Here is a 14,844-nt window from a genome sequence, read left to right on the forward strand (position 1 = left end):
CTCGTTTCAATTTGTGATTCACTGTGCTCGTAGTCCGAAAATTAAGGTTTTCGGGTAGAAACATTCGGGCCTCTCCCGAAAATATACGAACCTTCTGAATGGGGCAGTAACTCTGCCTCAGACCTATTCTAGTTTATCTAATCACCAAACTACTGTCAATGAAATACGAACATTAAAACACAATCTTTTATAAAGGTTCGTTTTTTTGTATGAATTAATCGGAAAATCAGAACAGTATGCCCAAAAATAGGTGATTCATCAAACAACTGTACAGCTATGCTCGATTGAACAAAGAACAATATCCGCAGTAAACTATACCGCCAAATAAAACTCTTCCAACCAGCCCCATACACAAAAAAGAAGTGACAGCGGATGGGGCCAAACGGCTCCTCCCTGTCCCTCCTTTGTTACTTCATTTACTTATTATTCAATACATTATTTGCTTGAAGCTAGTTCTCCAGTAGCACGCTGCTTTGCTTCCTGATCAGGCTGCACCTTGCTCGTAGCATCATTTGTAGTTCGCAGCGGTAATTCCTTTAAGAAGAATGTTAAAATAACGGCTAATGCAAGAATAAGTGCTCCCGCCAAAAATACGGTTGACAGCGATGAGCCTAACGCATCCCGCATCATATCCACAAACTTCGTGAATTCCTGCTGCAAACCTTCAGGTAAACTCTGATGCAGCTTTTCAAGCGCTGGCTGATTCGTCAGCGTCTGCGGATTAGCAAATTCCGCGAATTGCTTCTGCATCTCTGGATCAAGTTTACTCATATCGGGACCTTGGCCGGACTTAACCGCCTCAGTCAAATTATTTTTTAGACTAGTAGCAAGCACAGTACCCATTACCGCAATCCCGATTGTACCACCGAGGTTACGGAATAGCTGCATGGAAGCTGTAACCGCACCAAGCTCCTTATGGGGAACTGCGTTTTGAATAGTCAATGAGAATACCGGCATACCAAGTCCAAGCCCTAAACCGAAAATAATCATTGCCAATACCGCCATCCATACACTGTTCATGAATACCATTATGATCATACCTAGCATCATGATCGGCATACCGATAAGCGCAAAACTTTTGTATTTCCCTGTTTTGCTTATTAATTGTCCCCCAATTGCGCTTGTAAAAACCATACCGATTGACATCGGCATCGTTACAAAGCCAGCATAAGTAGGAGAAATAGCAAGTACGCCTTGAACGAAGAATGAAATATAGATGAGAGCGCCCATCATACCGAAGTTCATTAGAAAACCAATAATATTAGAAAGCGTAACGACGCCATTTTTGAAAAAGTGCAAAGGCATGATCGGGCTTTTCGCTTTCCTTTCCACAAGAATGAAGATGACAAGTGATATGAGCGTTATCCCGAACAAACCAAGCGTTTCGAAGTCTGACCACGCATACTTCGAGCCGGCCCATGTAAAGGCAAGCAGCATAGGTACAATTGTGGTGACGAGAAAGAATGAACCTAAATAGTCAATCGATTCTGATTGTTTGCGCTCCGTTTTTGGGAACAAAATCATAATCATAACAAAAGCAACGATACCGAGCGGCAAGAAGATCCAAAATACCCAATGCCACGCCATATGGTCAACAATGTAACCGCCAAGTGTCGGACCGATTACGCTAGAGAAACCGAATACCGCAGTCATTATTCCTGTCCATTTGCCACGTTCGCGAGGCGCGAACAAATCACCAACAGCTGTAAAGGCTGTAGCCATAATAATACCGGCGCCAAGACCTTGAATACCACGATAAGTGATCATTTGGTAAACGTCGGTGGACATCCCTGACATAAAAGCACCAATTATAAACAATAATATACCGACTAATATAAACGGCTTACGACCGTATATATCAGATAATTTCCCGACGAGCACAGTAGCAATCGTCGAGGTCAGCATATAAATGGTAATGGTCCAAGTATATAAGTCCATTCCACCTAACTCCGCGATAATTCTCGGCATCGCCGTACTAACGATGGTCTGATTAATTGCTGAGAAAAACATAGCAGCCATAATCGCCATCATAATACTTAATTTACGCTTACTTGATAAATGTTCCATAGCTGGTTTACTCCTCATTCTTATTTTAATCTATTTTTGCAAGCATTTTACTGAAGATCCGTTTCAAATGCTGAATATCCTCATCCGGTAAGCTGTAAAAAAAGGTAGTTATCGTCTCTTTCTGCGTTTCCAAAACAGTCTCCAGCATTTCCTTGCCTTTATCAGTCATTTCAATATATACAACTCGCCGGTCATCCTCCGCTCTAACGCGGTCGACATAGCCGTCAGCTAACAGCTTATCGGAGACACCAGTGATCGCGCCGGGTGTAATACCTATCGACTCAGCCAACTCAGATACCTTCATCTGGCCCGCGCTGTTCAGTGCATAAAGCACTTTGAAGTGTGTCATTGAAAAATTGTGAATCGCATTTTTTTTCCATTCATTAGTAATATTCTTTAGTATTAATCTGAAATAAGACGCAACCTCTATAATTTCCGTTTTATCCGTCATTTCATCCCTCCTTTTGTCAAGCCGATTTTCGCACATAAGCTTTAACAAAAAATATCTTACAGCTAAACTAATTATAAATCAAGTATTTACTACAATATATTTTTCTACAAAAATAGTCACTATGGATTAAAAAAAATTAGATTCTTGCCGAAAAATACAGTGCTGGATTACATGCAGTCGTATATGGACGAGCATTCTAGTTCATAAGGGAGTGTTATTCGGAGTATTATTCCAACGAACTTAAATCAGCTACTTATAAAGAAATCACGCGGAATAGATAGGTTATGTGGGAGCGCCTTGTAGCACTTAGTGATTGTTATAAGATTAGAATGTATTTTGTCCAATCAAAAGTCTATTTTTTTCATTTTCTTTGTGTTTGAATGGAAAAGCTGCAATCAAACAAGACGCTAGGAATGATTTAAGCTCATAACGAACGATTAGCTTGCATGATTTACAACCAAACTCAAACACATTGACTGGGATATAGCAGTGATTGGATGAAATACAACCTTCCTCAAGTAAATCATCTCCAACTAACCAGCTAATCATCTAGCATCAATTTCGGTAAGACAAAAAAACGCACTATGAAAATCAATGGGCTCTTGAGCTCCATCTGATTTTCTTAGTGCGTCTACTTTAACTCAGTCGTTATTTCAATCTACTAACCTTCCAGCCAAACCGTCTTATCAGCTGCTGGGATGCGTTTGGCAGCAGGTGCAGTCATATCCGGATATCCTAAATAAATAAGGCCAACGATTTGCTCTTGCTCGCTAAGTCCAAAAGTATCGTTCATTAACGGATGATACATAGGATCACCTGAACGCCAAATGGCGCCAAGACCATTTGCATGTGCAGCTAACAGCAAGTTTTGCACAGCAGTTTGGGCAGCTGCCAGCTCTTCTGCGAGCGAAGCACGCGGATCATTCGATGGTGAGCATACAACGGCAATGACTACCGGCGCTCTATTTGCCTTCGAACGTTCCTTAGCAAGGCGTTCCTCAAGCTGCTCTCCGCTCAGCTCAGAAGCTGCTGCCGCAACACGAGCATATCCTTCTCCAAGCTTTGCTCTGCCTGCTCCCGTCATGACGATGAACGTCCACGGCTGTGTATTATGATGACTAGGCGCCCATGTTGCCGCCTCCAGCAAACGCTCAATAATAGCGCGGTCAACTGGCTCCTGCTTTACTCTACCCATAGATCTTCTTGTCTTAATCGCTTCTTCAACGTTCATAACCTGCTCCTCGCTCGTGACAGGTAAGGACACCCCTTTCGAGGCATCCCGCTGCTCTATAATCACTGTACTAATTCACTTAAAAAGAGACAAATACTCGCCGTACCCTTCCTGCTCCAGTTTATCCTTGGATACAAACCGTAGTGAAGCAGAGTTAATGCAATAACGCAAACCGCCAGCAGACTGAGGACCATCATCGAACACATGGCCTAGATGAGAGTCTCCTTCTTTGCTTCGTACTTCAATCCGCACCATGAAGTGTGATTTATCAGTATGCTCTATAATAGAAGCAGCTTGAATCGGTCTCGTAAAGCTAGGCCAGCCACAGCCAGCATCATATTTATCATGCGAGCTGAATAGCGGCTCACCCGAAACGATATCGACGTATATGCCGTCCTCCGTATGATCCCAATATTCGCCGGTAAACGGCCTTTCCGTTCCGCTGTTCTGCGTCACTTCATATTGAATCGGAGTTAGATTTTTTTTCAGCTCAGCAGCGTCTTTCTTAAAAGACCAGTTCTGCGATATAAACGCGTCGCGCCCAGAACCTTTACGGTACATTTTGTAACGATACGGATTCGTCTTATGATAACCCTGATGATAATCCTCTGCAGGATAAAATGGCTTCGCCAGTTCAATCTCCGTAACGATTGGCTTGTCGAATTGGCCGCTCGCCGCAAGCTCCTGCTTCGATGCCTCAGCTAGTTCACGCTGTTCATCCGTGTAATAATAGATACCTGTCCGATACGATTCCCCGCGGTCATTGAATTGTCCGCCAGCGTCAGTCGGATCGATCTGCTTCCAAAAAATATCAAGCAGCTTCTCGTACGGGAACACCTTCGGATCATACGTAATTTGCACCGCCTCGGTATGCCCAGTCGTTTCTGAGCAAACCTCCTGATAGGTTGGATTTACAGTATGGCCGCCCGTATAACCGGATACGACCGAAATAATGCCCGGCATTTCTTCAAATGGTGAAACCATACACCAGAAGCAGCCGCCTGCGAACATGGCCTTTGCTTCGTTACTGTTATTACTTGTATTTGTTATTGGTTGATCCATGCTGATCACCCTCCTTAAATTCAAAATATTAAAGTGTATTCCTATTATACATGACGAAGACGAATAATCACAAAACCTGAGATTAGTGATACGCCACGGCATTATTTCAATAATTTACCACATTATACGAGGGACATCCTCCCATTCGTTTGTTACAATAAGAAAACATCTGCAACCATTCTGTACCGTTTGATCGTCTAAGTCTATGAAACATAGCTTGCAGTTCGTTCATCCATATCCGTTGCAAGTAAACAACACGAGAGGTGAATGAATAGTATGAGTGATTTAAACCTGGAACAACGAACAGCAACTCTGTATGGCCAAAAAACACGAAAAAAGAGAGGAAACCGTACCTTCCTCATTTTCATATGTGTATGGCTTGTCCTTATTAGCTCCGGCCTATTCGGGGCCAAATGGTATACCGACCGTATTCAGCAGAAAATTGGCGCTGATATTGAGCGACAAACCGCGAACCAGATTTCTGCTATGCAGCAAACCTATGAAGGCCGCATGCAAGAGCTGGAAGCGAGCTACTTGGCCGATCTTGCCGAGCTGAAAACGAAGGTAGACTCACTTAACGAGCTGCTTACTTTCACGAAAGACAATGCCGCTTCCAAGACCGACAACAGCAACAAGCTTTATACGCAGCTGAATGAAGTGAAAAAGCAGCTGGATGAGCTGAAGAAAAGCTTGGATGTGCTCAAATGAACATAACAGTCAAAACGTTAAACCGTACAGCTCTGCTCGCATGTACTCCTTTTCTCGGCATTATGCTATGGCTGCTATTATCCGACATTGTCATTCAATTATCAGAGGATGCTTTCCCTCAAGCGCAAACCGAGCAAGCAACAGAGTCTCCTGCTGCTATTAAGACGGCGGCTGAAGGTCTTGACCAAGCGCATGAAACGGCGGCTCTCACACGAGAATCCCTTCAGAAGCAAATCAAGCTATACAATCAAACCAACGCGGATATGGCAAAAATATCAGCAATGACCGCCTCGCAGGCGATGAGACCGCTTGAGATTTATGATCGCAACATTACGCAGAAGCTTGGCAAGCCTGCCGCTACGATTGAATCGGACAAGATTAGAGCGCAGCTCTTCTACATACAAACGGAAAGCTTCCCTACTTACGCTCTGAAAGTAAAACTTAAATCGAAGGACGCCATGAAAATGGCACTGGGTCGGGATGAGCTTGGACGTTCGGAAACGACACTTGAGGCAGTCAAACGTACGAATGCGATCGCCGGCGTTAATGCAGGCGGTTTCGCCGATGGCGGAGGCAAACGCTACCCGCTTGGTACAACTATTGTAGATGGTAAATACGTGTCGGGTTTTGAAGCGACGCGTTCAGATTTATTTTTTGTCGGACTAAATGATCAAAACGAGTTAATCGGAGGCAAATTCACAAGTCAGCAGCAGCTCGATGCGAAGAAGCCGAAATTCGGGGCCTCCTTTGTTCCCGTCCTGCTTCGCGGCGGAGCGCCTCAAGCTATACCGACCAAATGGCAAACTAGCCCTAAACGAGCGCCACGTACAGTTATTGCTAACTACAAAGATGATCAGCTTTTGTTCCTTGTAGTGGACGGCTATAACGAGGCAGGCAGCTCAGGCGCGACGCTCAGTGAAATGCAAACCTTATTACAGCGTTATGGAGCAGTTGATGGATATAATCTCGATGGAGGCGGTTCCTCGTCACTTATATTTAACGGTCGAATTATTAATAAGCCCTCGGACAAGCAGCTTCGTAAGCTGCCGACGAATTTTTTGCTTTTCAAATAAATAGGCGTGATGTGCGCGATTGTCTATATGATTGAATATACTGTTATTAAGCTCGCCGAACTGTGTAAATCAGACTCTTATGACAGGATGAGGGGTAACGCTGATGGGCATCGGAACGAAATGGTACCGTACAACAATACTGACGATCGCCGGGATTCCATTTGTAGAGAAGCTATCGACCACATATGGCAAGAAGCTTGCCGACAAGTTTATTGCCGGGGAAAATCTCACGGGTGCGCTCAAGCAAATTGAGGCATTAAATAAGCTCGGTATTTGTGCTTCGCTCGACCATCTTGGCGAGGGTGTTACAAAGCTAAGCGAGGCATCCGATTACAAGGAACAATACTTGAAGATGATTGAAGGTATCGCTGACAGCAATTTGAACGCCAATGTCTCTTTAAAACCGACGCAAATGGGGCTTGCGCTAAATGCTGAGGCTTGTTACGCGAATATACGGGAAGTTGTACAGCAGGCAATGCGCTTTAATAGTTTTGTTCGTATCGATATGGAAAATACGCCCTATACGCAAGCTACGCTTGATATGGTACGTTGTCTTCATAGGGAAGGCTTAACTAGTGTAGGCACTGTACTGCAAGCTTATTTGCATCGAACAGCCAAAGATGCCGCGGAGCTGATGGACGAGGGCATTAATCTTCGTCTCGTGAAAGGCGCATATAAAGAACCTCAGCATACCGCATACCAGAAAACGGCTGATGTTATTTCAAACTTCAAGGCTATTATTAAGCAGCATTTAGATAAAGGTGTATACACTGCTATCGCCTCACATGATGACTTGATTATTAACTGGGTTAAACAGTATACTGCTTTGCATGGCATTTCTAAAGATTCCTTCGAATTTCAAATGCTCTACGGCTTGCGAATGAACGCACAAGCACAGTTGGCTAAGGATGGATACCGGATACGCTGCTACGTTCCTTACGGATCGATGTGGTATCCGTATTTCACCCGGCGGCTTGCAGAGAAGCCTGCTAACCTTATGCTCGTTATTAAGAACATTTATAGATAATGAAGCGTTGATTTTCAGGGTCTTACACGAGGTAGATTACACTTCATTCACGAAAATATCCCTCTTTTTTTTCGATTCCAGTACCTCGGATATTATCCATTTCACAACTCAAACTCTATGAGCAATACTCAGCAAAAAGGCTTAACCAATGGATCCACAATCACAAATAGCTTAGTAGTGAGGTGAACTCACTAATTAGTGAAGTAAACTTCACTATATTCAGCAGAATTCGTTAGTTTCTCGAATTAGTGAGGTAAAGCTCACTCGCCATGAGGAAAAGTTCATGGCGAGTGAGAAAAAACTCACTAAATACATGGGCAGCTGGCAGATCATTCAATCTACTGAGGGAATATTCATTATTAGTGAGGTTTGCCTCACTTTGTTCCATACATGCATAGTGAGGTTTGCCTCACTTTGTTCCATACTTGCACAGTAAGATTTACCATTATAATTTCATTCATACATAATGAGGTTACCTCTTTAATTTCATTCATGCATAGTGAGGTTAACTCATTTAACGCCACACATGTGTGGCTCCAACTAGTCATATTCGTTAAATGTGTCATAAGTGCGCTATTTTTGTAGCCTTTTAGCTAATTGCCACTGAATGTTTGATCTCGAGCTTCATCACAGCCGAACCCTTTTATTTATATTTTAAGGCAATCGCCGTTTTCAACATGCTCAAATCACGCTCGCCTTCGAAATAAAGGCGTTCCGCCTCAAGCAGCGTTACCTCTTCAAACCGAAAGGAATCACCTGGTCTCAGCTGGGCGAATACCGGAATATCTACCGAAGCAACCTGTACGATACGCGGATACCCGCCAGTGGTCTGCCTATCAGCAAGCAGCACGATCGGCTTGCCATCCGGTGGCACCTGTACCGTTCCATTAGCAACAGCTTCCGACAGCATCTCCAGCGGCGAATTCAGAAGCAGCTTCTCACCCTCTAACCGACAGCCCATCCGATCAGACTGCACCCCAATGCGATATGTTTTACTAAATACAGCCTGCCGGCTTTCAGGCGTAAACCTATTATAATGAGTACCTGGCATGGCGCGAATAATCGGCTCGACAAGGTTCCCTGCAATTGCAAAATGGTTCGCGTGCCAGTTGGGTGCTGCATAGCATCCAGATCCAGCTCCAGCTTGCTCTGCCTGCAGCGCGCTCATTATCCTAGTAGATAGCTCATTCGGCTTATTAATCAAAAGAACATCTCCAGCTTTCAATGGCCTTCCCTCAAATCCACCAATGACGCCGCGCAAATATGTGCTGCGGCTCCCCATAACTTCCGGCACGTCAAAGCCGCCCGCTACTGCTAGATAAGAACGACATCCAGACCGAGCAGCAGCAAATTTAATGACGACACCCGCTTCCGCAAGGACAGGCCTCCATAACGGTAGCGGCTGTCCATTTATGGTAACGGACATATCACCTCCACATACCGCTATTACGACAGCCTCTTGAATAAGCAGCTCCGTTCCAGTAAGCGTCATTTCCAGCACAGCTTCTGCCCCATCATTACCAACCAAGTAATTGGCTGCGCGTGCAGCCCCTGTATCCATTACTCCCGCCGCCACAACACCATATTGTTGAAAATGATATCTCCCTAAATCCTGTATAGTCGTGAGCAAGCCTGGCCGGATCACTTTGATGCTCATAGCTCACTATCACCATCCAAATAGAGATCATATTGTTCACTCGATATGGGCTTAAATTTCACATAATCACCTGCACTTAGCAAGCTGGGAATTGTTTGCTCGGGACGAAAAAGCTCAAGTGGTGTCCTGCCAATCAGCTGCCATCCTCCAGGAGTTGAAATTGGATAGATGCCTGTCTGCCCGCCGGCAATCCCTACACTTCCTCGCGGAATAACTGTTCGCGGCGTTGCATGACGAGGCGCTGCAATGCGCTCTGACATTCCGCTCAAATAAGGGAAGCCTGGCGCAAAGCCAATCATGCAAACTAAATAAGTGCCACTAGTATGAATCGCAATAACTTCTTCTTCTGTCATCCCGTTATGTTCCGCCACAAAGGATAGATCCTCGCCAAAAAGCCCACCATAGCAAACTGGTACTTCAATTATCCTCCGTTCTACATCCGAATCTGACAGCCTTATCTGCGATAGTAGCAGCTTTAAACGCCCACTTACCGTTTCATAAACAGTAACATGCTCCGACTCCATAGGAAGACGACTTTTCAGCACCTCAAACGGATTATAATGAACTGTCACTGATACGAATGCAGGTACACATTCTATCATTCCGCTAAATGGTTTTTGCTCCAAACAAGCCATTAAGGCTGTCACCTTTCGTTGCAGCTGCTCTTCCATAACATCACCTAAGCGAATGATAACGGCAGAATCACCTAGAGGAAACAACTCATATTCGAAAGCACCCTGCCATAACTGATTATCTAAGCTATCTAAGCTATCTAAGCTATCTAAGCTATCTAAGCTATCCAAGCTATCCAAGCTATCCAAGCTTTCTAAGCTCCCCAAGTCATCCCCCCGCTTTTTTGACACATATTCCTGCTTGCTTAAATGCTGTCCTCAGCCCAATAAGATGCTCTCCAGCATGCGGCGTATCACCATGCACGCAAATCGTATCGGCCTTCAAACCAATATCGGTCCCTTGCCTAGTTCGAACAATCCCGTCCTTAACTATTCGTACAGCTTGCTCCGCGACTTTTAGCGGGTCAACGATTACAGCTCCGCTCATCCCGCGCGGCGTAAGCGTTCCGTCCGCTTCATAGGAGCGGTCCGCAAATACCTCATTAATTGTACGCAGCCCGATTTTCTCACCTGCCCGAACGAGCTCGCTGCCCGCAAGACCAAACAATAGAAGCTGCGGATCGACTTTATAAACCGCTTCTGTGATTGCGTTGGCAAGAGGTTTGCTTTGAGCCGCCATATTATAGAGAGCACCATGAGGCTTCACATGCGCCAATACTCCACCCTCTGACTTCGCAAATGCCGATACCGCTCCAATTTGATAAACGGTCATATCATAGGCTTCTTGTGGAGTAATATCCATAATGCGCCGACCAAACCCCGCCAAGTCCGGAAGCCCGGGGTGCGCGCCTATCGCGACGTGATGCTCGATCGCCAGTCGAACCGTTGTCCGTATCGTCGCAGCGTCACCTGCATGAAACCCGCATGCAATATTTGCAGAAGTAATATGCTTCATTATTTCAATGTCCGAGCCTGAGCCTGCCTGGTACACCCCGAAGCCTTCTCCCATATCGCAATTCAAATCAATTCGAAGCAACTTCATCACCTGCCTTCCTACAAATACTTATAAGTACTTATATAACAAAAAAAGCAGCGCCGGTCCAGCGCTGCTTTCTCATCTTATTTCGTTAATTGTCCGTTCTATTCGCCGCCCATGAATACATATCGGCCAATAATAAGCACTGCTAAAATCCACATCAACCAATGAACCTTGTACTTACCTTTACCCGATACGTTTGCAACACTTGCAAGCAATACGTACGATACGATACCGAACGAAATACCGTTAGCAATGTTGTACGTAAATGGCATGAATGCAAGCGTCAAGAACGACGGAATCGCATAAACCATATCGGAGAAATCAATTTCTTTGACCGATTGCATCATCAAAACGCCTACAATGATAAGCGCCGCTGCTGTTGCCGCTCCCGGAACGAGTGCTACAATCGGTGAAATGAAAATAGCAAGCAAGAAGCAAACGCCTGTCGTTACTGCTGTAAGACCCGTACGTCCGCCTTGCGCGATACCAGATGAGCTCTCTACGAAAGCAGTTACTGTACTTGTACCAAGCATAGCACCGCCGCTAACGCCGATAGCATCAACGAACATCGCTTTACCAATACGTTTCTTGCCTTCTGCTGGATCTTTCATATATCCAGCGCGTGTCGCCGTACCTACAAGCGTACCGAAGGTATCAAACAATTCAACGAATGTAAAGGTAAGAATAACGGTTACGAGACCTACCTCGAACACACCCGCAAAGTCAAAGTGCCAGAAGTTCATTGTGGAGAAGTCTGGTACCCATGTTTGGCCAGTGAATGCAGCTTTAACATCAACCTGACCGGAAATAATTCCAATAACCGTTGTTCCAAGAATACCGAACAAAATCGCGCCCGGTACACGAAGCACCATTAGTACGCCAATCAAAAGCAAAGCAACAACCGTTAATACAACTGTGCCATCATGGAAGCTGCCAAGCTGCATAACCGTTTCTGGACCGCTCACTGGTGTAAAAGCGCCTGCTTTAATGTCAGTGAAGCTTGAAACCGCAATTGTCATAATTCCGCTGTTTTTCAAACCGATAACGGTAATGAACAAGCCTATACCGACAGTAATCGCATGCTTCAGACTGTCAGGAACAGCTGTAATGAGCATTTGACGAATTTGTGTAAGTGTCAAAATGATAAAGATAATACCTGAAATAAATACAGCTGTCAGACCCATAGCTGGTGAAATGGGAGTATCCGTCGCCGCCGAAGCGATAATGACAGAAGCGAAATACGCATTTAACCCCATGCCCGGAGCAAGCGCTACTGGGAAGTTAACGAACAAACCCATGGCGATTGTGAAAATACCGGCAGAAAGCGCCGTAGCTAGAAATACGGCTGTCCAGTCAAGACCTGCTGGAGTAAGTATGATTGGATTGACGGCCAATATGTATGCCATCGTCATGAAAGTCGTCAGCCCCGCCATAATCTCTGTCCTGACATTTGTTCCGTGTTCCTTTAAGCGAAAGAAACGTTCCATTTTGATTTCTACCTCCCAAAATTGTGGTGGAACAAACAAATAAGCCTAGAAAAAAATGCGAATATCGCATCTCTCCTAGGCTCTGCAAAAAGGGGAAAAGTAAACCTGCAGGACCGATGCAAGCTTTTCCGCCAATTTCGTAGCCAGGTCATTTACGGTGACCGAGTAGAGACTCTCAAGCCGATTCTTGAGATTATACGAAAAGATATGCCGTTGTTGTTTTCCGCTTTTAATATTAAAGAGAATATGTCTGTTTTGTCAACAACTTTCGCAAATTACACGAACATTATTGGCAATAATTCTCCAAATTATTCGCATTTTACGCGAGAGGCTGTGACTATCCTCCTAGTACACCTGGAAAAAACGGGGCAAATAAGCTTTATGCGCTATTTGATTAACGAGAGAGCTCAGAGGAGTCTGTCGATATATTGTGGCTGTTAAATGTATAAAGCCATCATCTTCGTCCATCCTAATGATAGGAGGTGAAAACAATGGCTAAAGATGTACTTTGCGAAGTAAACTCATGTAAGTATTGGGCACCAGGCAATGCTTGTAACGCTTCATCGATTTACGTTGTGAACAATCGCAATAGACAAGCTTCAGATTCAGGGGAAACGGATTGCAAAACCTTCGAACCGAAAATTTAGGGTTTTCGCTCGAGATTATAGCTTATGGATTAAGGCTTAGGCATCCTTCGGGATGCCTTTTGCTTTTGTTATAACTTTCTCTGTCTGTATTATAACCTAATATGAGAATTATTATCACTAAGCTGACTTTTTTTATTTTTATTAGTTAGCCAAAAGCCAGCAATTCATCAATAACGGACCTCATCTGATCCTCCGTCATCACGCCTACTTGTGTTCATCGATATAATTTTTCACTTTGTCACGATCCTCGCCAATACTGATCGCGAGAATTTTATCGGATATAAAATTTAATATTCATTCATAGATTTAAAATAACATTTGACATTTACTATTGATGTCTGTAAATTGAATTTATAATTCATACAAATATGATAGGCATAGGGGGAATTGAACGGTGGATAAAATTGATAACAATTTACTTTTAGCTATTGAAACAAACTGGTTCAGCTTTGTCACTGCTATTTTTGTATTCGCAATTCTATATTTCTTGGCACGTAAAAGAGTCGGATTCGGTACACGGGTGCTTATCGGGCTCGCAATCGGTATAGCTGTAGGCATTTTCTTTCAGAGTCTGGAAAACTTCGAGTATAAAGCCATTACTACATTCGGCAGCATCTATGTCAGCCTGATTCGGATGCTTGTTATTCCTCTCGTATTCGTGCTCGTACTGAACAGCATCTCTTCTTTAACAAGTCTAGATTACTTACGCAAAATTGGCTTCAAAACGTTCGCTTGGTTTCTTGGAACAACCGCTGTTGGTTCAATAATTGGTTTATCGGTTGCTCTATTGATGAATCCAGGAAAAGGTATTCAACAAGCCGTGCCTGAGGGCTTCACTGCGCGTGAAATCCCTACTTTCTCAGAAGTAATATTGGAACTTGTACCGTCAAATCCATTCAATGAAGCTGCAACTGGAAAAGTCGTACCCCTGCTTATTTTCGCCATTTTCTTAGCAGTTGCCATCATTAAAGTAGGCTCTAAAAATGCTGAAGCCGTAAAGCCTGTACGTGATGTTATTCAATCGTTAACGCAGATCTTGCATCAGGTTGTAAAATTTGTTATCCGCTTGACTCCTTATGGTGTGTTCGCGCTAATTGCCGGAATGACGGCCCGTTATGGCTGGGATACTCTGCAAGAACTCGGCAGCGTGATCATCACCTCCTACGTAGCCATGATTATACATTTCGTCCTTGTGTTTGGCGGTCTTGTGCTGTTTGTGGCGAAGGTTAATCCTCTTCGTTTCTTCCGCAAAATCTATCCGACAATCGCTGTCGCATTTACGACTCGAAGCAGCTACGCAACGCTTCCGGTCAATTTAGAAGTCATTACGAAGCGTCTGCATGTCTCTCCTCGAATTGCAAGCTTCGTAGCTCCGTTAGGCGCATCCGTCAACTTCAACGCTTGCGGCGGCATATGGCCAGCTATTGTTGCTGTATTTACGGCACAAGTGTTTGACATCACCCTAACGGGGACAGATTATATTATCCTCGTCTTAGTTAGCGTTATCTCTTCGATTGGTGTTGCCGGTGTACCGGGACCTGCTGTTATATCTACGACTGTCGTGTTAACGGCGCTCGGTTTACCACTCGAAGGAATTGGCATCGTAGCGGGCATAGAAGCACTCATCGATATGGGCCGTACTGCCGTGAATGCGACAGGAACAACAGTAACCTCTCTACTCGTTGCGAATTCCGAAGGAGAATTCGATCGCGATGCATTCAATAAAAAAGACGAAGAAGATATCGTATTAAACGCTGTGTAATGAAAGACATCATGTAGGAGGGGAACAGCTAGTCCCCCCTTTCCATTAGATTCCCGAACAG

At 44.4% G+C, this 14,844-nt stretch carries 13 protein-coding genes and 2 riboswitches; of the genes, 5 read left to right on the top strand and 8 right to left on the bottom strand.

What is annotated here, in order from left to right; translation table 11 throughout:
• Positions 1-10: 10 nt before the first annotated feature.
• Positions 11-109: riboswitch (purine riboswitch) on the bottom strand.
• A gap of 326 nt (positions 110-435) precedes the next feature.
• The 4 genes from AC0YN7_RS23115 to msrA form a co-directional block, all read right to left on the bottom strand.
• Positions 436-2,067, bottom strand: coding sequence for an MDR family MFS transporter (locus tag AC0YN7_RS23115; protein ID WP_475812384.1), 1,632 nt, complete (start codon positions 2,065-2,067; stop codon positions 436-438).
• Between the two features lie 25 nt (positions 2,068-2,092).
• Positions 2,093-2,518, bottom strand: coding sequence for a MarR family winged helix-turn-helix transcriptional regulator (locus AC0YN7_RS23120; protein WP_475812385.1), 426 nt, complete (start codon positions 2,516-2,518; stop codon positions 2,093-2,095).
• 661 nt (positions 2,519-3,179) lie between these two features.
• On the bottom strand, positions 3,180-3,749 hold the full coding sequence (locus AC0YN7_RS23125; protein ID WP_475812440.1) for a nitroreductase family protein: 570 nt from the start codon (positions 3,747-3,749) through the stop codon (positions 3,180-3,182).
• Positions 3,750-3,824: 75 nt separating this feature from the next.
• Complete coding sequence (gene msrA, locus AC0YN7_RS23130) at positions 3,825-4,811, bottom strand: peptide-methionine (S)-S-oxide reductase MsrA (protein ID WP_475812386.1); 987 nt, start codon at positions 4,809-4,811, stop codon at positions 3,825-3,827.
• 276 nt (positions 4,812-5,087) lie between these two features.
• On the opposite strand from msrA, the gene AC0YN7_RS23135 reads away from it, so the two are divergent.
• The 3 genes from AC0YN7_RS23135 to AC0YN7_RS23145 all read left to right on the top strand — a co-directional run bounded on the left by AC0YN7_RS23135 (position 5,088) and on the right by AC0YN7_RS23145 (position 7,619).
• Positions 5,088-5,519, top strand: a complete 432-nt coding sequence (locus AC0YN7_RS23135) for a hypothetical protein (protein ID WP_475812387.1) — start codon at positions 5,088-5,090, stop codon at positions 5,517-5,519.
• The gene (locus tag AC0YN7_RS23140) at positions 5,516-6,592 is read left to right on the top strand and encodes a phosphodiester glycosidase family protein (protein ID WP_475812388.1); all 1,077 of its coding nucleotides are present in this window, start codon (positions 5,516-5,518) and stop codon (positions 6,590-6,592) included. Before AC0YN7_RS23135 ends, AC0YN7_RS23140 begins: the two co-directional genes overlap by 4 nt.
• Positions 6,593-6,695: 103 nt before the next feature.
• On the top strand, positions 6,696-7,619 hold the full coding sequence (locus AC0YN7_RS23145) for a proline dehydrogenase family protein (protein WP_475812389.1): 924 nt from the start codon (positions 6,696-6,698) through the stop codon (positions 7,617-7,619).
• A gap of 643 nt (positions 7,620-8,262) precedes the next feature.
• Here the strand turns inward: AC0YN7_RS23145 and AC0YN7_RS23150 are convergent.
• From AC0YN7_RS23150 to AC0YN7_RS23165, 4 genes are all read right to left on the bottom strand, one after another.
• A complete protein-coding gene (locus AC0YN7_RS23150) occupies positions 8,263-9,276 on the bottom strand; it encodes a 5-oxoprolinase subunit C family protein (RefSeq protein ID WP_475812390.1) in 1,014 nt (337 codons plus the stop codon).
• Positions 9,273-9,995: a 5-oxoprolinase subunit PxpB gene (gene pxpB, locus AC0YN7_RS23155; protein ID WP_475812441.1), complete on the bottom strand. Its 723-nt coding sequence runs from the start codon at positions 9,993-9,995 to the stop codon at positions 9,273-9,275. The genes AC0YN7_RS23150 and pxpB overlap by 4 nt, the downstream gene beginning before the upstream one ends.
• A gap of 121 nt (positions 9,996-10,116) precedes the next feature.
• Positions 10,117-10,884, bottom strand: a complete 768-nt coding sequence (locus tag AC0YN7_RS23160; protein ID WP_475812442.1) for a LamB/YcsF family protein — start codon at positions 10,882-10,884, stop codon at positions 10,117-10,119.
• Positions 10,885-10,988: 104 nt separating this feature from the next.
• Positions 10,989-12,374 carry an NCS2 family permease gene (locus AC0YN7_RS23165; RefSeq protein WP_475812391.1) on the bottom strand — a complete coding sequence of 462 codons (1,386 nt, stop codon included), beginning with the start codon at positions 12,372-12,374 and terminating at the stop codon, positions 10,989-10,991.
• A 120-nt stretch (positions 12,375-12,494) separates the two neighbouring features.
• A riboswitch (purine riboswitch) is annotated at positions 12,495-12,595 on the bottom strand.
• 270 nt (positions 12,596-12,865) lie between these two features.
• Between AC0YN7_RS23165 and AC0YN7_RS23170 the strand changes: the two genes are divergently transcribed.
• Both AC0YN7_RS23170 and AC0YN7_RS23175 read left to right on the top strand, forming a co-directional pair.
• A complete protein-coding gene (locus tag AC0YN7_RS23170) occupies positions 12,866-13,021 on the top strand; it encodes a DUF1540 domain-containing protein (RefSeq protein WP_475812392.1) in 156 nt (51 codons plus the stop codon).
• Between the two features lie 403 nt (positions 13,022-13,424).
• The gene (locus tag AC0YN7_RS23175) at positions 13,425-14,783 is read left to right on the top strand and encodes a dicarboxylate/amino acid:cation symporter (protein WP_475812443.1); all 1,359 of its coding nucleotides are present in this window, start codon (positions 13,425-13,427) and stop codon (positions 14,781-14,783) included.
• Positions 14,784-14,844 lie beyond the last annotated feature (61 nt).

The organism is Paenibacillus sp. J31R122 (assembly GCF_056269185.1).